The sequence below is a fragment of the Cryobacterium sp. AP23 genome (assembly GCF_054075385.1).
The window spans coordinates 4,026,400-4,044,188 of record NZ_CM133415.1 but is presented as its reverse complement, the minus strand read 5'-3'; the positions used below and the strand labels follow the sequence as shown (position 1 = coordinate 4,044,188).

General features: G+C 68.2%; 15 protein-coding genes. 3 read left to right on the top strand and 12 right to left on the bottom strand.

Annotated elements, in window-relative coordinates:
• Window positions 1-74: 74 nt before the first annotated feature.
• From ACU5E9_RS19070 to ACU5E9_RS19050, 5 genes are all read right to left on the bottom strand, one after another.
• Window positions 75-1,370, bottom strand: a complete 1,296-nt coding sequence (locus ACU5E9_RS19070) for a citrate synthase (RefSeq protein ID WP_456813580.1) — start codon at window positions 1,368-1,370, stop codon at window positions 75-77.
• A gap of 303 nt (window positions 1,371-1,673) precedes the next feature.
• Complete coding sequence (locus tag ACU5E9_RS19065; protein ID WP_456811455.1) at window positions 1,674-2,039, bottom strand: hypothetical protein; 366 nt, start codon at window positions 2,037-2,039, stop codon at window positions 1,674-1,676.
• A 115-nt stretch (window positions 2,040-2,154) separates the two neighbouring features.
• Window positions 2,155-3,276: a succinyldiaminopimelate transaminase gene (gene dapC, locus ACU5E9_RS19060; RefSeq protein ID WP_456811454.1), complete on the bottom strand. Its 1,122-nt coding sequence runs from the start codon at window positions 3,274-3,276 to the stop codon at window positions 2,155-2,157.
• 2 nt (window positions 3,277-3,278) lie between these two features.
• Window positions 3,279-3,602 carry a ferredoxin gene (fdxA, locus tag ACU5E9_RS19055; protein ID WP_066594116.1) on the bottom strand — a complete coding sequence of 108 codons (324 nt, stop codon included), beginning with the start codon at window positions 3,600-3,602 and terminating at the stop codon, window positions 3,279-3,281.
• Between the two features lie 36 nt (window positions 3,603-3,638).
• Complete coding sequence (locus tag ACU5E9_RS19050) at window positions 3,639-4,604, bottom strand: hypothetical protein (protein WP_456811453.1); 966 nt, start codon at window positions 4,602-4,604, stop codon at window positions 3,639-3,641.
• Window positions 4,605-4,786: 182 nt separating this feature from the next.
• Here ACU5E9_RS19050 and efeU point away from each other — a divergent pair, with 182 nt between their 5' ends.
• From efeU to efeB, 3 genes are read left to right on the top strand one after another with little or no spacing between them, the layout of a single operon-like run.
• Window positions 4,787-5,644, top strand: coding sequence for an iron uptake transporter permease EfeU (gene efeU / locus ACU5E9_RS19045; RefSeq protein ID WP_456811452.1), 858 nt, complete (start codon window positions 4,787-4,789; stop codon window positions 5,642-5,644).
• A gap of 40 nt (window positions 5,645-5,684) precedes the next feature.
• Window positions 5,685-6,854, top strand: coding sequence for an iron uptake system protein EfeO (gene efeO / locus ACU5E9_RS19040; protein WP_456811451.1), 1,170 nt, complete (start codon window positions 5,685-5,687; stop codon window positions 6,852-6,854).
• 28 nt (window positions 6,855-6,882) lie between these two features.
• Entirely contained in the window at window positions 6,883-8,205 is a 1,323-nt protein-coding gene (efeB, locus tag ACU5E9_RS19035; RefSeq protein WP_456811450.1) for an iron uptake transporter deferrochelatase/peroxidase subunit, read from the top strand.
• Window positions 8,206-8,218: 13 nt separating this feature from the next.
• On the opposite strand, the gene ACU5E9_RS19030 is transcribed toward efeB, so the two are convergent.
• The 7 genes from ACU5E9_RS19030 to ACU5E9_RS19000 all read right to left on the bottom strand — a co-directional run bounded on the left by ACU5E9_RS19030 (window position 8,219) and on the right by ACU5E9_RS19000 (window position 17,755).
• The gene (locus tag ACU5E9_RS19030; protein ID WP_456811449.1) at window positions 8,219-8,677 is read right to left on the bottom strand and encodes a hypothetical protein; all 459 of its coding nucleotides are present in this window, start codon (window positions 8,675-8,677) and stop codon (window positions 8,219-8,221) included.
• Between the two features lie 103 nt (window positions 8,678-8,780).
• Entirely contained in the window at window positions 8,781-10,691 is a 1,911-nt protein-coding gene (typA, locus tag ACU5E9_RS19025; protein ID WP_456811448.1) for a translational GTPase TypA, read from the bottom strand.
• A 231-nt stretch (window positions 10,692-10,922) separates the two neighbouring features.
• Window positions 10,923-12,608 carry an ABC transporter family substrate-binding protein gene (locus ACU5E9_RS19020; protein ID WP_456811447.1) on the bottom strand — a complete coding sequence of 562 codons (1,686 nt, stop codon included), beginning with the start codon at window positions 12,606-12,608 and terminating at the stop codon, window positions 10,923-10,925.
• Window positions 12,609-12,700: 92 nt separating this feature from the next.
• Window positions 12,701-14,902 (bottom strand): ABC transporter ATP-binding protein, encoded by a 2,202-nt coding sequence (locus tag ACU5E9_RS19015; protein WP_456811446.1) that lies wholly within the window; start codon window positions 14,900-14,902, stop codon window positions 12,701-12,703.
• Entirely contained in the window at window positions 14,895-15,830 is a 936-nt protein-coding gene (locus tag ACU5E9_RS19010) for an ABC transporter permease (protein WP_456811445.1), read from the bottom strand. Before ACU5E9_RS19010 ends, ACU5E9_RS19015 begins: the two co-directional genes overlap by 8 nt.
• 1 nt (window position 15,831) lies before the next feature.
• Window positions 15,832-16,815 carry an ABC transporter permease gene (locus ACU5E9_RS19005; protein ID WP_456811444.1) on the bottom strand — a complete coding sequence of 328 codons (984 nt, stop codon included), beginning with the start codon at window positions 16,813-16,815 and terminating at the stop codon, window positions 15,832-15,834.
• Window positions 16,816-17,158: 343 nt separating this feature from the next.
• Window positions 17,159-17,755 (bottom strand): PH domain-containing protein, encoded by a 597-nt coding sequence (locus tag ACU5E9_RS19000; protein ID WP_456811443.1) that lies wholly within the window; start codon window positions 17,753-17,755, stop codon window positions 17,159-17,161.
• Window positions 17,756-17,789 lie beyond the last annotated feature (34 nt).

Sequence of the window (17,789 nt, the reverse complement as noted above, 5' to 3'; positions counted from 1 at the left end):
CGCCAGACGTGAAAGAACCCCTTCCCGGACCGGGAAGGGGTTCTTTTCTTGTCTCGCGCGGTGAGGACAGCCCGTTAGGACAGCGGGTAGTCGCGGGCGACGGAGCCCGTGTACAGCTGCTGCGGGCGGCCGATCTTCGCGGTCGGGTCGAGGTTCATCTCCCGCCAGTGCGCGATCCAGCCGGGCAGCCGGCCGATCGCGAACAGCACGGTGAACATGCGCGGGGGGAAGCCCATCGCCTTGTAGATCACGCCGGTGTAGAAATCGACGTTGGGGTAGAGCTTGCGCTCCTTGAAGTAGTCGTCGTTGAGCGCGATGAATTCGAGCTCCTTGGCGATGTCGAGCAGGTCGTCCTTGACACCGAGGGCCTCGAGCACGGCGTCGGCGCTCTCCTTGACGAGCTTGGCGCGCGGGTCGTAGTTCTTGTAGACCCGGTGGCCGAAGCCCATCAGGCGCACGCCGGCTTCCTTGTTCTTCACCCGCTCGACGTACTTCTGCACGCCCTCGCCGGATGCCTTGATCTCGCTGAGCATCGTGAGCACGGCCTCGTTGGCACCACCGTGCAGCGGGCCGGAGAGGGCGTTGATGCCGCCGGAGACGGATGCGAACAGGTTGGCCTCGGTGGAACCGACCAGCCGCACCGCCGACGTGGAGGCGTTCTGCTCGTGGTCTTCGTGCAGCATCAGCAGGCGTTCGAGCGCCTTGCTCACGACGGGGTTCACCTCGTACGGTTCGGCGAGGGTGCCGAAGTTGAGCTTGATGAAGTTGTCCACGAAGCTCAGCGAGTTGTCCGGGTACAGGAACGCGTGCCCGATGCTCTTCTTGTGCGCGTACGCGGCCATCACGGGCAGCTTGGCGAGCAGCCGGATCATGGAGAGTTCGACCTGCTCGGGGTCCTTGGGGTTCAAGGAGTCCTGGTAGTAGGTCGACAGGGCCGAGACACCGGCCGACAGCACCGACATCGGGTGCGCGTTGTGCGGCAGCGCGTCGTAGAAGCGGCGCAGGTCCTCGTGCAACAGAGTGTGACGGCGAACGCGGGTGTCGAACGCGCTCAGTTCGCTGGCGCTGGGCAGCTCACCGTAGATGAGCAGCCAGGCGGTCTCGAGGAAGCTCGAGTTCTGGGCGATCTGCTCGATCGGGTAGCCGCGGTAGCGCAGGATGCCGGCTTCACCGTCGATGTAGGTGATGGCCGACCTCGTCGCCGAGGTGTTCACGAACCCGGAGTCGAACGTGGTGAACCCGGTCTGCTTGGTCAGCGTTCCGATGTCGATGCTGGACGGGCCATCCGTGCTGGCCAGGATGGGGAACTGCGCCGTGCCCCCGGGGTAGGTCAGAGTGGCCGTCTGCGGGCCCGGTACGGGCCGATCGATGAACTGCGGCTCATTGGATGGTGTTCGCTGCGCGACGTCGCTCACGGCGCCTCCCTGGATTTTCAAGCCTTTCGGCTGTTGGTCTGTGGCGGTCCGCCGCAGCACGCTCGTGGTGCTTGGCAACGATAACCCGCCTACAGCCTATTCCGCCGAGGGGCATACTGTTGCATCCGCCAACATCGACCGGAGTCTGTTGGCGGTACGCCACAGCCGGCAGCACCGGGTGGACGTATCATTTCCCAGCGTACTGCTGCGCGCGGACCCGCCAGGGCCATAGGGCCCGAATGAACGGATCGGCGGCGCTCAGCCGGCCGAAACGAAGCTGTAAGCCTGGTCGAGGACCTCACTCCAGGTGCCCACACCGGCCTCGACCGGGAACCGTGCCCACTCGCGCATGGTGCGTGTGCCCATCACCACCGGCAGGCCGGAACCCTGCGCCACGAACTCCCGCACCCTCGGCTCGGGGAGCTTGGCGATGAGGTCACCGTTTCGGCCGATGAATGCGAAGAACTTCTGCCGCACCTTCACGCCGTCGCCGTTGAACATCCGCCCCTCCGTCACCGGCGGCACCGGCGGCAGTTCGGCGATGAGCGCGTGCAACGCCGCGACGCTGGCGGTGTAGACGGTGACGGTGTAGCTGTCGTCTCCGGGTTTCGCGGTGCCGGCCATGCGCCCAGCCTAGGCAGGATGGCCGTGAGCACAACTCCTGCAGAATCCGGCCGAGGCGGGGCACCACCGCGGAGTTCCGGCATCCGCCGGCCGCCGACCAGACGAATTGCAGGAGTTATGCCCCAGAGGGGTGGGCCCAGGCGCGCAGCCGCGCGGCGGCGGCGTCGATGCGCTCGTCGCTGGCGGTGAGCGAGAACCGCACGTGCCGGGGGTAGAAGTCGCCGTAGAACGGGCCGGGGCCGGCCAGGATGCCCAGCCCGGCGAGCTGCCGGATCGAGTCCCAGGCGTCGACACCGGCGCTGGCCCAGAGGTAGAGGCCGGCTTCGCTGTTCTCGATGCTGAATCCAGCGGCGACGAGCGCGGGCAGCAGCACCTCGCGGCGAGCCCGGTAGCGGTCCCGTTGCACGGTGACGTGCTCGTCGTCACCCAGCGCCGCCACCATGGCCGCCTGCAGCGGTGCGGGCAGCATCAGGCCGGCGTGCTTGCGCACGGTGAGCAGGCGGCCCAACAGGGTGCCGCTGCCGGCGGCGAACGCGCCCCGGTAGCCGGCCATGTTGGACTGCTTGCTCAGCGAGTAGATCGCCAGGATGTTCTCGGTGTCGCCGTCGGTGACGCGGGGGTCGAGGATGCTCGGGATCGGCTCGGCGTCCCACGGTGCGTCCCAGCCCAGCTCGGCGTAGCACTCGTCGTTGACGATCACGGCGTTGAGCTCGCGGGCGCGGGCCACGGCGGCGCGCAAGTGCTCCACGTTCAGCACCCGGCCGTCGGGGTTGCCCGGGCTGTTCAGCCAGATCAGTTTCGTCGTCTCCGGCCACTCTCCCGGGTCATCGGACGGGAACGAGTCCGCGCCGGCCATGGCCGCACCGATCGCGTAGGTGGGGTAGGCCGCCCGCGGATGCACGATGGTGTCGCCCTCGCCCACGCCCAGCATGAACGGCAGCAGCGCCACGAGCTCCTTGGAGCCGATGGTGGGCAGCACGTTCGCCTCGGCCAGGCCGGTCACGCCACGGCGGCGCGCGTACCAGTCGATGATGGCGTGCTGCAGCGCCGGCGTGCCGGTGGTCTGCGGGTAGGAGTGCGCATCCGTCGCGTGCGCCAGGGCGGCCTGCACCACCGGCGGCGTGGCGTCGACGGGAGACCCGATCGAGAGGTCGACGATGCCGTCGGCGTGCGCCCTGGCCTGCTGCGCGAACGGCAGCATCTGGTCCCACGGGTAGTCGGGAAGCGGCTTCAACACCTCTAGTGCTGAACCTGGGGAGGGAGCACCGAGATCACCGGGTGGTCCTTGGCGATGACGCCCACCTTGGCGGCTCCGCCGGGCGAGCCGATGTCGTCGAAGAACTCGACGTTGGCCTTGTAGTAGTCGGCCCACTGCTCGGGCAGGTCGTCTTCGTAGTAGATGGCCTCGACCGGGCAGACCGGTTCGCAGGCGCCGCAGTCCACGCATTCATCGGGGTGGATGTAGAGGGAGCGTTCGCCCTCGTAAATGCAGTCGACGGGGCATTCGTCGACGCAAGCGCGATCCTTGACGTCCACACAGGGCAAGGCGATGACATACGTCACAGTGGCGGAATTCCCTTCACGAACGGAATAATCAGTCTACGCCGTTGGCCGACGGGCCGGTATTCGCGGCCAGGCGATGACCACGGCGGCGACGAAGGCCGGCACGATGGTCCAGATCGTGCCCAGCACGCCTTCCGGCACCAAAACCGAGCCTCCGGTGCTGCGCAGGGACAGCAGGAAGAGCGTGACCAGCAGCCCGATCGCCGCGGCGAGCACGACCAAACGGTCCCGCACCACCAAGCGCAGGCCCACCAGCAGGGTGCCGGTGGCGGTCAGGGAGAGCAGCAACCCGATGGGCACGGTGACCGGTCCGACCTGCACCGTGGTCTGGTGCGCCACCGTGCCCAGCACGGCGAAGAGCACCCCGGCGGCCAGGGCCACCAGGGCCGTGACCAGGCGGGTGACCACGGTCGGTTTGTCGGCGTCGGCCGGCTGCGCGGGGACGCTGGGGCGCACGAAGGTTTCCGACCCGGTGACCGGCATCTCTCCCCCGTCGGCGAGCCGCACCAGCCGGCCGTCGACGTGCCAGCGGTCGGTGTAGGCGGCCAGCGCGGCCAGCTTGCGGTCGAGGTGGTCGCTCACGTCGATGGCCGTAAGGCGTTGACCGGCGGCGGCGGACACCCGACTGTTGAGGAAGACCGGCACGCCGTGGTCGGCGGCCGCGTCGGCGGCAGCCTGGCGTAGCACCGGATCGCCGGCCGCGGTCACGACGGCGCTCGCCTCCGCTTCGGCCAGGGCCGCTGAAAGCACGTCCCGGCGGGAGGCCGCGTCGGGCTCACCGGTGAGCACCCGCCACTGGCCCGGATCGTTCTCGCCCAGTGCGGTGCGGGCCGCCGTGACGGTCGCGGCGTGCGCTGCGGCGGCATCCGTCCGGCCGAAGAGCACGGTCACCCGTGCGCCGTCGCTCAGCAGCCTCGCGATGGTGCCGCCGGTGAGCAGGGACTCGTCGCCGGGTTCATCGAGCACGAAGACCACACGTTCGCCGGTACCGGACATGACCATGGAAACTCCTGAGCGATGCGAACAAGCGGGTGGTGATGGAAATCGGCCGGACGGGGCCGGGCCAGTGACAAATCTTAGCTGGACACATCCGGCGAACCTACGTAGAGTGGGCGGGTAAGGTTAGCCTTACCAATTGCGGACGACCGTCCCTCACACCCCACCGTTCACAACCGGGAAGCACTGTGCTCGCAAACTACCTGATCGGCCTGCGCGAAGGCCTTGAAGCCGCGCTGATCGTGACGATCCTGATCGCGTACGTCGTGAAGATCGGCCGCCGCGACGTCCTCTCCCGGCTCTGGGCCGGTGTGGGCCTGGCCGTGCTGCTGGCGCTGGGCCTCGGCGCCGTCCTCACTTTCGGCACGTACGGCCTGAGCTTCGCCGCGCAGGAGACCATCGGCGGGCTGCTCTCCATCATCGCGACCGGGCTGGTGACCTGGATGGTGTTCTGGATGCTCCGCACCGCCAGGGACCTCAAGGGGCACCTGCACGGCAACATCGACAAGCACCTGGTCGGCACCGGGATGGGCCTCGTGCTCGTGGCGTTCCTCGCGGTGGGCCGCGAGGGCATCGAAACCGCCCTGTTCATCTGGGCGGCCGTGCAGGCCACGGGAGCGACCACCCTGCCCCTCGTCGGCGCGAGCCTGGGCATCCTCACGGCCGTGGGCCTGGGCTGGCTGATCTACGCCGGCATGCTCAAGATCAACCTGAGCCGGTTCTTCACCTGGACCGGCGGCATCCTCATCATCGTCGCCGCCGGGGTGCTCTCCTACGGGGTACACGACCTGCAGGAGGCCGGCCTCCTGCCCGGGCTCAACGCGCTGGCCTTCAACGTCTCGGCCGTGATCCCCCCGGACAGCTGGTACGGCACCCTGCTCAAGGGCACCCTCAACTTCTCGCCCGCCACCACCTGGCTCGAGATGTTCGCCTGGGTCGCCTACGCCGTGCCCACCCTGACCCTCTTCATCCTCAAGAGCCGCCATGGCCGCCCCACCTCCGCTCCCGCCGCACGCCAGACCGCGTCCGCGGTCGCCGCCCACTGACCCCCACATCACGCACCACCTCCCCTTACGAAGGACAACCATGCGCGCCCGTTTCCTCCCCCTCGTCGCCGTCTCGGCCGTCGGCCTCCTGGCCCTCACCGGCTGCGTCGCCAACGCCACGGGGTCAGACTCCCCGGATGGTGCGCTCACGGTCGACAGCAGCGCGGATGCCTGCGCCGTGTCCGCCGCCGAGGCGCCGTCGGGCAACCTCAGCTTCAACGTCACCAACTCGGGTGACCAGGTGACAGAGTTCTACCTGCTCGCCGAAGACGGCCTGCGCATCGTCGGCGAGGTCGAGAACATCGGGCCGGGGCTCAGCCGCGACCTCGTCGTGCAGCTCGCCCCTGGCAACTACCTCACCACCTGCAAGCCGGGCATGGTCGGAGACGGCATCGACAAGACCGCGTTCACCGTCACCGACTCCGGTGAGGACGCCGTGGTCGACGCCGACCTGGACGCCCAGGTCGAGGTCGCCAACACCAACTACGCCGCCTACGTGCGCGACCAGGTCGCCCAGCTCCTCACCGGCACCCAGGCGTTCGCGGACGCGTACCTCGCCGGCGACGACGACACCGCCCGCACCCTCTACGCCGGCACCCGCGCCCACTGGGAGCGCGTGGAGACCGTGGCCGAGTCGTTCGGCGACCTCGACCCGCAGCTCGACCTCCGCGAGGCCGACCTCGAAGAGGGCCAGGACTGGACCGGCTGGCACGCGATCGAGAAGGACCTCTGGCCCGCAGAGGCCGAGGCCGGTTTCACCGCCTACACGCCCGAGCAGCGCCAGAACTTGGCGGACCTGCTCGTCGCGGACACCACCACGCTGAACGAGAAGGTGCAGGACCTGGACTTCACGCTGTCCCAGCAGACCAATGGCGCGATCGGCCTGCTCGACGAGGTCGCCACCGGCAAGGTCACCGGCGAGGAAGAGTTCTGGTCGCACACCGACCTGTGGGATTTCCAGGCCAACATCGACGGCGCCAAGGTTCTCTACGCCGGCGTGCGCGACATCCTGCTCGAGGAAGACGCCGACCTGGCCGCCGACCTCGACTCCGAGTTCGCCGAACTGCAGACCCTGCTCGACGCCCAGCGCGTCGGTGATGGTTTCACCCTCTACACCGAGCTCACCCCGGCGGAAATCAAGGCGTTCGCCGACCAGGTGAACGCACTCGGCGAGCCGCTGAACCAGCTCACCGCTACGCTCGTTCTGTAGCCCCCGCAGCGAAAGAGCCCTCCCCCGCATGACCGACTCCCCCACGTCCGGCCCAGCCGGAACCCCGAACGCCGCCGAGCCTGCCGCACCCCGCGGCCTGTCCCGGCGCGGGCTGCTCGGCCTGGCGGGGGCGGGCGTGGCCGGGCTCGGCCTGGGCATCGCCGGCGACCGGGCGGCCATGGCCGCGACGGCGTCCTCCGCCCAGACCAGCGCGAGCGCGGTGTACCCGTTCTACCAGGAGCACCAGGCCGGCATCGTCACGCCGGCCCAGGACCGCCTGCACTTCGCCGCGTTCGACGTCAGCGACGGCACCAACCGGGCCGACCTGATCGAGCTGCTGCAGGACTGGACCGTCGCGGCCGCCGCGATGACGGCGGGCCAGGACATCGGCGAGTACGGCGCGGTCAGCGGGCCGTACGACGCCCCGCCGGAGGACACCGGCGAGGCCGTCGGGCTGCCGCCGGCCGGGCTGACGATCACGTTCGGGTTCGGGCCCAGCCTGTTCCAGACCGCCGCCGGCGTTGACCGGTTCGGCCTCGCCGCCCGGCGGCCCGCCGACCTCGCGGAGCTGCCGCACTTCCCCGGCGACATGCTCGAGGATGCCAGCAGCGGCGGGGACCTCTGCATCCAGGCCTGCGCGAACGACCCGCAGGTGGCGGTGCACGCCATCCGCAACCTGTCCCGGATCGCGTTCGGGCGGGCGGCCATCCGCTGGTCACAGCTGGGCTTCGGCCGCACCTCGTCCACCAGCACCAGCCAGGCCACCCCGCGCAACCTCTTCGGGTTCAAGGACGGCACGGCCAACATCAAGGCCGAGGAACCGGCCGCGGTGACCGAGCACCTCTGGGTGGGCGCGAACGATGGGCCGGCCTGGCTCGCCGGCGGCTCCTACCTGGTGGCGCGGCGCATCCGCATGACCATCGAGACCTGGGACCGCACCAGCCTGCGTGAGCAGGAGACCGTGATCGGCCGCAACAAGGGCGAGGGCGCGCCGCTGTCCGGCGGCACCGAATTCACCGAACCCGACTTCACCCTGGCCGGGCGGGCCGACAAGCCGCTCATCGACACCGCCGCCCACGTGCGCCTGGCCCACCCCACCCAGAACGACGGCATCCGCATCCTGCGCCGCGGCTACAACTTCGTCGACGGCAACGACGCGCTCGGCCGGCTCGACGCCGGGCTGTTCTTCATCAGCTTCCAGCGCACCCCGGCGAGCTTCACGACCGTGCAGCTGAACCTGGCCCGCAACGACGCCCTCAACGAGTACATCCGCCACGTCGGCTCCGCCCTCTTCGCGGTGCCGCCTGGGGCCCGGAAGGGGTCCTTCGTCGGCGCGGCTCTCTTCGCCTGACAGCCCGAGAGATTTACGCGGGGGCGACCGTGTAGAGGACGCCGTCGGGGGTGCCCGCGATCGTGACCGTGTAGGTGGCGTTCTTCAAGGCCACCACACCCACGTCGCCCACATTGGCGGAATTGCCGGTGTCCAGTTCGAATCCGGCGTCGACGAGGGCCTGCTTGGCGTCGGCCAGCGGGTCGGCCGCGGCGGATGCCACGGTCACCACCCAGCCCTGGTCGCCGTTGGTGGTGTTGCCGGCACCGAACTTGATGTCGCCGTCGATCACCGGGATCTCGGCGGGCCAGCCGTCGGGCAGCGCCCCACCGAGGCTCACGTCACCGTCGGTGGCTCCCTGCACGGCGCCGTTGACGGCATCCTGCACCTGCGCGTCGGAGCAGCCGGCCAGCGCCGGCGTGACCGCCAGCGCCGCCAGCAGCGCTAGGCCCATCCGCAGCCGTGACGTCTTCGTCTCAAATCCAGTGGTCATGGTTCCCTCGCGCCTACTCGTTCATGTGTCTGATGAAAAAACCGCAGGCACCCCGCGCCGGAGAACCGGAACAGGATGCCTGCGGTCAGGTAATGCTGTCGATCTAGTTCGCGTCCTGCTTCTTCAGACGCGAGACGTTGCGCTGACGAGCGGATGCGGCGAGCTCGACCTTGCGGATACGAACCACGGCGGGGGTGACCTCGACGCACTCGTCTTCGCGGGCGAATTCGAGGCACTGCTCGAGCGTGAGCTGCTTCGACGGGGTCATCGACTCGAACGTGTCGGAGGTGGACTGACGCATGTTGGTCAGTTTCTTTTCCTTGGTGATGTTCACGTCCATGTCGTCACCGCGCGAGTTCTCGCCGATGACCATGCCCTCGTAGACCTCTTCGGTCGGGTTCACGAAGAACTGCATGCGCTCCTGCAGGGCGATGATCGCGAACGGCGTGACAACACCGGCGCGGTCGGCGACGATCGAGCCGTTGGTGCGGGTGTTGATCGTGCCGGCCCAGGCCTCGTAGCCGTGGAAGATCGCGTTGGCGATACCGGTACCGCGGGTGTCCGTGAGGAACTCGGTGCGGAAGCCGATCAGGCCGCGCGACGGGACGATGAACTCCATGCGGACCCAGCCGGTGCCGTGGTTCGCCATGTTCTCCATGCGACCCTTACGGGCGGCGAGGAGCTGCGTGATCGCGCCGAGGTACTCTTCCGGCGAGTCAATGGTGAGGTGCTCGTACGGCTCGTGGATCTTGCCGTCGACGCGCTTGACGACTACCTGCGGCTTGCCGACGGTGAGCTCGAAGCCCTCACGACGCATCTGCTCGACCAGGATGGCGAGAGCGAGCTCGCCACGGCCCTGGACTTCCCAGGCGTCCGGACGGCCGATGTCCAGCACGCGGAGCGAGACGTTACCGACGAGCTCCTTGTCGAGACGGTCCTTGACCATGCGGGCGGTGAGCTTGTGGCCCTTGACCTTGCCGATGAGCGGCGAGGTGTTGGTGCCGATGGTCATCGAGATGGCGGGGTCGTCGACCGTGATGGTCGGCAGCGGGCGAACATCATCGGGGTCGGCGAGGGTCTCACCGATGGTGATGTCGGGGAATCCGGCGACGGCGACGATGTCACCGGGGCCGGCGCTCTCGGCCGGGTAGCGGTCGAGGGCCTTGGTGATCATCAGCTCGGTGACGCGCACGTTCGAGACGCTGCCATCGTGCTTGACCCAGGCCACGGTCTGGCCCTTCTTGATGGTGCCCTGGAAGATACGCAGCAGCGCGAGGCGGCCGAGGAACGGCGAGGAGTCGAGGTTGGTGACCCAGGCCTGCAGCGGGTGCTCGTCGTCGTAGACGGGAGCGGGGATGTGCTGGAGGATCGCTTCGAAGAGCGGCTCGAGGTCGTCGTTGTCGGGCAGCGAGCCGTTGTCCGGCTTGTTGAGGCTGGCGGCGCCGGCGCGGCCGGAGGCGTAGACGACCGGCACGTTCAGGACCAGGTCGAGGTCCAGGTCGGGCACGTCGTCGGCCATGTCGGAGGCGAGGCCGAGGAGCAGGTCCTGGCTCTCTTCGACGACCTCATCGATGCGCGCGTCGGGGCGGTCGGTCTTGTTGACCAGGAGGATCACGGGCAGGTGCGCCTCAAGTGCCTTACGGAGCACGAAGCGGGTCTGCGGCAGCGGGCCCTCGGATGCGTCGACGAGGAGCACAACACCGTCGACCATGGACAGGCCGCGCTCGACCTCTCCACCGAAGTCGGCGTGGCCGGGGGTGTCGATGACGTTGATGGTGATGGGGCCGTCAGTGGCGTGGATGCCCTTGTACGAGATCGCCGTGTTCTTGGCGAGGATCGTGATGCCCTTTTCGCGCTCGAGCTCGTTGGAGTCCATGGCGCGCTCTTCGGTGTGGGAGTGCTCGGCGAACGAGTTCGTCTGCTGGAGCATCGCGTCGACCAGGGTCGTCTTGCCGTGGTCAACGTGGGCAACGATTGCAACATTCCGGAGGTTATTGCGGGTAGCAATCGCCATAAAAATAGATCCTTACGAAGAATGGATGCCGCGAAAAAGCGAATGCGGCGAAGAGTGGATGAGTGGGGTCACTACGGACCCAAGGATTTATCTTACCGTACTCAGCCACCTTCCCGTCGGGCGAGGTCCGCTGACTCCTATATAAGGGGGTCCCGAACGTGTATAAGGGGTCCCGAACGTGCGGATGGGACGTGGCCGGCGGCCACGTCCCATCCGTTGTTCAGCGTGTTATTACTTGGCCCAGCCCACCACGGTCCAGTCGACCGACTGGAACTGCTTGGCGCCGTAGTTGACCAGTCCCTCCTTGACCGCGTACACGTTCGGCAGCGGTGCGAGCGGGATGATCGGCACGTAGGCGGCGAGAACCTTGTCGATCTCGTCGGCGATCTTGAGGCGGGCGTCGGGGTCGAGCTCCGCGTTCACCTCGTCGTACAGGCCCTCGAGCGACTCGTCCGTGATACCGGTGAAGTTCGACTCGGAGTCGACCGGGGAAAACAGCGCCTCAGAGGAGGAGATCGGGAATGCAGTGCCCTGCCAGGAGAAGCTCGTCATCTCGTAGTCGCCGGGGATGATGTAGTCCGAGAAGTACTTGGCGGCGGGAACCTCGTCGAGTTCGACGGTGACGCCCACATCCTTGAGGTCGGCCTGCACCTGCACGGCGCGCTGCTTGTTCGTCGGCGTCTCGGCGGGAACCGTGATCGAGAGGGTCAGCACGTCGCCGTCCTTCTCGCGCAGACCGTCGTCGTTCAGCTCGTAGCCGGCCTCGTCGAACAGGTCGGCGGCCGCGTCGACGTCGAAGCCGATGGCGGCCCCCACGTTGTCTTCGTAGCCCTTCTGGCCGGGCATGAAGATGTAGCTGCCCTGCGTGGTTGCGCTCACACCCACGGGGGTGTTCGCCGACTCGGAGATCAGCTCACGGTTGATCGAGTGGCCGATGGCCTGCCGCAGCGTCTCGTCGGCCAACGGGCCCTTGGCGCTGTTCATGGTCACGTGCGTCCAGGTGAGACCGCCGGATGCCTGGATCTCGGCATCCGAGCGCTTCGTCGCCGTCTGGTACGCATCGGCGTTCGACGAGATGTAGAGCATGTCGGTCTCGGAGTTGCCGAAGGCGGTGGCCTGGGTCGCTCCGTCGATGACCTTCACGATGATGGTGTCGAGTTTGGGGGTGTCACCCCACCAGACGGGGTTGCGCACCATGGTGACGACCTGGCCGGAGGTGTCGATGTCGGAGATCATGAACGGGCCGGAGGACGGCACCGGGGTGGTGGTGAAGCCCTCGTTGAACGCCGCGGGGGTTGAGGCGACCGACGCGGGCAGCACGCTGGTGAAGATCGACTGCCAGTCCGCCGTGATCTGGGAGAACGTGACCGTGAAGGTGTAGTCGTCGTCCGTCGACTCGATGGCGGTGATGTCTTCGAAGATAGCGGTGGACGCAGAGAGGTACTCCTCGTTGCTGCCGTTCATGGCCTGCCAGGTGGCGACATAGTCCTTGTACGTGATGGGGGTGCCGTCTTCCCAGACCGCGTCCGGGTTCAGCGTGATCTCCACGACCTGGGGGTCGTCGCTGATGACCTCTGCCGACACCGCGTAGTCGGGGTTCACAACCGCGGTGCCGTCTTCGGCGATCTCAATGGGGCCGCCGGTGGTCGGCTCGATGGTGTTCACGGTGTCGACCTCGTTGCCGTCGACCTCGTAGTTGTTCCAGTTGACCGGCATCGCATTGATGGCCAGGTTCAGCGTGCCGCCGTCTTCCACATCGGCCGCGTCGGCAACCGCCCAGGCGGTGCTCGGCAGTACTTCCTCGGGGCCGGCGCTGGACGTGTCCGTTGCCGTGTTGCCTGGCGCGCAGGCGGTGAGCAGCAGGGCAGACGCACTCAGAACGGCGACTGCTGCAAATGCGGTGTTTCTCCGACGCATAGGGTTTCTCCTTCTTATCTTGGTGACGGGCGGTGCTTGGTGACGAGCTGTGCTTGCTGTGTGGATGGTGCGGATCGTGCGGTCGGACAGGTTCAGGGGGCGCCGACGAGCGCCGAGTCGACGATGCGGTTGCGATCGACGTGGTGGCAGGCCGCGTCGACGCCGTCGTGGGTGACGAGCGGCGGGTCGTCGGTGGCGCAGAGCGCTTGCGCGGCCGGATCGAGCAGCCGGTAGAGCGGGCAGCGGGTGCGGAAGTTGCAGCCCGTGATCTCCTCGGTGGGGCTGGGCAGGTCGCCCTCGAGCAGCACCCGGGTGCGGCTGCGCTCGATGGCGGGGTCGGGGATCGGCGCCGCCGAGATGAGCGCCTGGGTGTACGGATGCCGCGGGTGCGCGAACACCTCGGCCACCGGTCCGTACTCCACGATGCGACCCAGGTACATGACCGCGACGGTGTCGGCGATCTGCCGCACGATCGCGAGGTCGTGGGCCACGAACAGGTAGGACAGGCCCAGCTGTTCCTTGAGGTCCTCGAGGAGGTTGATCACGCCGGCCTGGATCGACACGTCCAGGGCCGACACCGGCTCGTCCAGCACGACCAGCCGCGGGTTGGTCGCCAGCGCCCTGGCGATGCCGATGCGCTGGCGTTGCCCGCCGGAGAACTCGTGCGGGTAGCGGTCGGCCATCTGCGGGTCGAGCCCGACCAAGTCGAGCAGCTCCTGCACCCGTGCGCGCCGGTCGGCCCGGCTGACGCCGTGCACGGTGAGGGGTTCGCCGATCACCTCGCCGATCGGCAGGCGGGGGTCGATGGCGGCCATCGGGTCCTGGAAGACGATCTGCACGTCCTTGCGCAATTTGAGCCGCTCCGACCGGCTGGCGGTGCCGATGTCGGTGCCGTCGATGAGGATCCGGCCGGCCTGCGGGGTCGTCATCTCGAGGATTTCGAGGATGGTGGTGGACTTCCCGCAGCCGGATTCGCCCACCAGGCCCAGGGTCTGGCCGGGTTGGATCGAGAACGAGACGCCGTCGACGGCGCGCACGGTGCCGATCCGGCGGGAGAAGAGTCCGCCGTTGGTCAGCGGGAAGTGCCGTTTGAGGTTGGTGACGGTGAGCACCGGCTCCTGCACCTCCCGAGCCACGGCGTGCTGCATCTCCAGCGGTTCCGGCCGGGGGAACACGTCGGCGCGGGTGAGGCGGCCGGAGGCGATCTCGCCGGAGCGGTGGCACGCGGCCACGTGGCTGTCGACGGCCGGATCCGCCGTCGCCGGGGTGGCCGACAGCAGGTCAAGGCCGGGAACCGTCACCCCGCCGACGGATTCGGCGTGCGCGGCGAGCAGGGGCTCGACCTCGCGGCAGACGTCGAGCGCGATCGGGCACCGGGCCGCGAACGGGCATCCGGGTGGCAGCGCGGTGAGCGACGGTGGTCGGCCCTCGAGCGGCACCAGCCGCTGTGTGCCGGCGGTCTGCATGTTGGGCACGGAGCGCAGCAGGCCGATCGAATACGGCATGTGCGGTTCGCTGAAGACGTCGGCGGTGCTGCCGTTCTCCACCAGCTTGCCCGCGTACATCACCGCGATGCGGTCGGCGTGGCCGGCGACGACGCCGAGGTCGTGGGTGATGAGAACCACGGCAGCACCGGTGAGTTCCTTGGCCTTCTCCAGCACCTCGAGGATCTGGGCCTGAATGGTCACGTCCAGCGCGGTGGTGGGCTCGTCGGCGACGATGAGCTTGGGGTCGTTCGCGATCGACATGGCGATCATGGCGCGTTGCCGCATGCCGCCGGAGAACTCGTGCGGGAACGCCTTGGCACGGCGTTCGGGGGCGGGGATGCCCACGACCTTGAGCAGTTCGACCGCGCGGACCCGGGCCGCCTGCTTGCTCAGTGCCGCGTCGTGCAGCAGCAGGGCCTCCGCGATCTGGTCGCCGACGGTATAGACGGGGGTGAGGGCGGAGAGCGGGTCCTGGAAGATCATCGAGATGTCTCGGCCGCGCAAGGCCGAGAGCTGGCGGTCGTTCATCTCCAGCAGCTTGTGGCCGTCGAAGTCGATGTCCCCGGTGATCTGCGCCGAACTCGGCAGCAGGCCCATCAGCGCCAGCGATGACACCGACTTGCCCGAACCCGATTCGCCGACGATGCCGAGGAATTCTCCCTGGTGCACGTCGTAGCTGATGCCGCGCACCGCGTTCACGGGCGGGCCGCTGCGCTGCGGGAAGGTCACCGAGAGGTTGCGCACCCGCAGCAGCGGGGTGCGGGCGCCGACCCGGCCCGGCTCGGGGGCGGTCAGGAAATCAGTCACGGTTCACTCCCGAGGTGGGGTCGACGGCGTCGCGCAGGGCGTCCCCGATCAGGCTGACGGCGAAGAGCGTGGCGATGAGCACGCCGGCCGGGAAGACGAAGAGCCACGGCCGGGTGACGGCGGCGGCGGTGCCCTCCGAGAGCAGGGTGCCCAGCGACACGTCGGGGGCGCGGATGCCGAAACCGAAGTAGCTCAGGCTGGTTTCGGCCATGATCATGGCCACCACGCCGAGGGTCGCGTCGATGATCAGCAGCGACGCCACGTTGGGGATGATGTGCCGGGCCAGGATGGTGGGCATCGGCACGCCCATGTACCGGGCCGCCTTGACGAAGTCGCGACTACGCAGCGACCGGGTCTGCGACCGGATCACCTGGGCCATGATCATCCAGCTGAAACCGGCCAGGAACACGGTGAGGAAGATCCAGGACAGGTCCTCGAAGAGCGGGCTGAGGATGACGAGCAGGATGAACGACGGCAGCACGAGCAGCAGGTTGATCACCCAGACCAGCACGTTGTCGACCACGCCGCCCAGGTAACCGGCCACCGAACCGACCACCGCGGCGATGAAGGTGCCGAGCGGTCCGGCGATCAAGCCGATGATCAGGGACTTCTGCAGTCCGATCAGGGTTTGCGCGTAGATGTCCTGGCCGATGTTGTTGGTGCCGAACCAGTGCAGCTGGGTGGGCCCCATGCCCATGTTGAGCGGGTCACGGCTGAACGCGTCCACCGGGTACAGCAGCGGGCCGAGCACCGCCCAGAGCACGATGAGTGCCATCGCCACGGCGCCGATCCAGAAGCGCGGCGTGTGCGCCAGGCGGTTCCAGATCAGGCGGCCCCGCGAGAGCGGCTTGCGGGCGAGCGCGACGGGAGTGGGTTCGGGCTCCGGCCCGGCGGCGAGGGTGGCGCTGGCGCCTTCCACGATCGACATGTCAGTTCCTCACCCGGGGGTCGAGTGCTGCGTAGAGAATTTCGGACAGGGTGGACGAAAACAGCACCAGCACGGCCAGGAACAGCGTCGATCCGGCCACGGCGTTGATGTCGCTCTGGGTGATGGCCTGCAGGGTGAACTCCCCCATGCCGTGGAAGGAGAACACGATCTCGAGCATGATCGACCCGGACACGAGGGTGCCGAAGCTGTAGGCGAAGAACGTCGACATGGGGATCAGGGCCACGCGCACCCCGTGTCGCACCAGCGCCGAATTGCGGGAGCGCCCCTTCGAGCGTGCGGTGCGGATGTAGTCGGAGGCCAGCACATCGAGCATGACGCTGCGCTGGTAGCGGGAGTAGCTGGCCGCACCGGTGAGCACCAGGGCGATGGTCGGCAGCAGCAGGTGCACCCCCCGGTCCACGAGCAGGTCCCACCAGGAACCGGTGAGGCCGGCCGAATACGACCCGGTGAAGGTGATCAGCTGTTGGCCGACGATGCCGTTCAGCATGGTCGCGCCGATCATGAGCAGCACGCCGATCACGAAGGTGGGGGTCGCGAACACCAGGTACGAGGCATAGGTGACCGTCTGGTCGCTGAGCGAGTACTGCTTGACCGCGCCCCAGACGCCGAGCACCACGCCCAGGATCGCTCCGATGATGGACCCCAGCAACAGGAGCTGCAGGCTCACGCCGGAGCGGGTGACGATTTCTGCGACGACGGACTTGCCGCCGACGGTTTCGCCGAGCGAGCCCTGGGTGACGAGGTTCACGATCCAGTTCCACAGCCGCACGAGCACGGGCACGTCGGGGTTGACGCCGAGGCCGTTGAGGATGCTCTCGATCACGTTCGCGCTCGGCTGCGGGTTGCGGCCGTAGTACTTCGCCGCCGGGTCGAGCGCCAGGCTGGCGACGACGTACGCGAGGCAGGTCGCGATGGCCGAGAGGATGAAGTAGTTGACGAATCGCCGCAGGGTGTAGAAGACCATGTCGGTACTCGAGCAGCCTCTAGAGCCCGGCCGCCTGTCGCTGGCTGGATCGGGCGCTCACACTCGGAGCGCTCCCGGTGCTGCGGCCCGGCGTGCTGGCGACTGGTTCGACGATCAGAGTGGTGCTTTTCACGGTATTCCCCCTCAGCTCCTCCGGGGAGGAGCCCATAACGTTTAGAGCGCCGGTGCTCAGCAGGTATTGGAGAGAGCCTAGGCGAGCGTTGACGGCACTTTCGCAGGAAACAGGGCATTCGCGTGATTCGGCCGCGAACTCGCGCATTTCGCAGGTTTTCGTCGTCGCGACGGTCGAAAAGCCCCGTTTCGTGTGCTCATATGAGCAGGATCAGTGGACCCACAACACCTGGCCGGTGGCGATGAGCGCCAGCGCAGCGAGGATTCCGGCCGTGGTCCAATGCCACCGGCGGCGGACTGTGACGGCGGCGGCGGCGGCAGAAGCGGGCAGCGCCGGGTCACCGTACTGGGCGAGGTACGACTCAATCACCCGGTGCGGAGAGGATGCCCGCAGCCAGCCGGACGTGCCCGTTGCCGCCCGGTCGCGGGTGCGGGCCACGGCCACGGGCCGGGTGCGTGCGGCAGTCGGCGCACCCCAGCAGCGGATGCGTCGACCATCCCGGGTTTCAACCGACACCTGGAACCGGGTGGTCACATCCGCGACGTCTGCCCAGGGCACCTCGGTGGTCACCAGCGGGTTGACCACGGTGATGCCGCCGTGGTGCAGCCGGATGCCGGGGCGGAGGAACACCTCCACCGCGAGGCCGGCCACCAGGCCAAGGGCGGGCAGGGACAGCGCGGCCACGTCCCACCGGCCCCGCAGCACGGCATCCGCCAGCAGCACGCCAACCAGGGCGAGCAGGGCGGCACCGACGAACACCGACGTGCGGGCGCGGAGGGTCGTTCCGGGTGACGACGTGTTCGCCATCGTGGCGCCCCCTCTGTGACGAGAACTGCCCCCC

Bases quoted from the DNA above. Each gene is read 5' to 3' on its own strand.
- ACU5E9_RS19030 (WP_456811449.1), bottom strand. From the start codon at position 8,677: ATGACCACTGGATTTGAGACGAAGACGTCACGGCTGCGGATGGGCCTA.
- ACU5E9_RS19050 (WP_456811453.1), bottom strand. From the start codon at position 4,604: ATGGTCATGTCCGGTACCGGCGAACGTGTGGTCTTCGTGCTCGATGAA.
- efeB (WP_456811450.1), top strand. From the start codon at position 6,883: ATGACCGACTCCCCCACGTCCGGCCCAGCCGGAACCCCGAACGCCGCC.
- ACU5E9_RS19020 (WP_456811447.1), bottom strand. From the start codon at position 12,608: ATGCGTCGGAGAAACACCGCATTTGCAGCAGTCGCCGTTCTGAGTGCG.
- ACU5E9_RS19000 (WP_456811443.1), bottom strand. From the start codon at position 17,755: ATGGCGAACACGTCGTCACCCGGAACGACCCTCCGCGCCCGCACGTCG.
- ACU5E9_RS19005 (WP_456811444.1), bottom strand. From the start codon at position 16,815: ATGGTCTTCTACACCCTGCGGCGATTCGTCAACTACTTCATCCTCTCG.
- efeO (WP_456811451.1), top strand. From the start codon at position 5,685: ATGCGCGCCCGTTTCCTCCCCCTCGTCGCCGTCTCGGCCGTCGGCCTC.
- ACU5E9_RS19010 (WP_456811445.1), bottom strand. From the start codon at position 15,830: ATGTCGATCGTGGAAGGCGCCAGCGCCACCCTCGCCGCCGGGCCGGAG.
- ACU5E9_RS19065 (WP_456811455.1), bottom strand. From the start codon at position 2,039: ATGGCCGGCACCGCGAAACCCGGAGACGACAGCTACACCGTCACCGTC.
- typA (WP_456811448.1), bottom strand. From the start codon at position 10,691: ATGGCGATTGCTACCCGCAATAACCTCCGGAATGTTGCAATCGTTGCC.